1 protein-coding gene is annotated in these 306 nt (G+C 42.8%); it reads left to right on the top strand.

The features are described 5' to 3' along the window. Positions 1–222 (top strand): hypothetical protein (locus CWC28_RS21415; RefSeq protein WP_249324996.1); only part of this gene is annotated, 222 nt, incomplete at its 5' end. Between the last annotated feature and the right edge of the window lie 84 nt (positions 223–306).

Below are 306 nucleotides of genomic sequence, written 5' to 3'. Positions count from 1 at the left end.
ATGCATTTATTGCGTGGTGTTAAGCTTGGTTTGTTTGATGATGCAACTGCGATGACGAAGTTTCAGGTATGGCATAACGAACATGAAGCGAATGTTGCTCGTAGAAATGAAGAGCATAGGAGTAAGCAGCGTGCGAAGAAAGCTTATGTTCCCGTAGTAAAGAAAGTAGAAACTAAGACTGAAGAAGCAGCTCCTGCTGTTGAAGGTAATGAAGAAGCTTAATCGACTTGTTAATAAATGAACCCCGACCGAAGTGTCGGGGTTTTTTTTGCCATTTTGTCGCTAGCGTCAGACCCCCCTTTGTAT

It is taken from the genome of Pseudoalteromonas sp. S4492, assembly GCF_005886115.1.
Lineage (GTDB): Bacteria > Pseudomonadota > Gammaproteobacteria > Enterobacterales > Alteromonadaceae > Pseudoalteromonas > Pseudoalteromonas gelatinilytica.
Note: the sequence above shows the minus strand (reverse complement) of the source record. Positions and strands in the feature narration are given on the sequence as shown.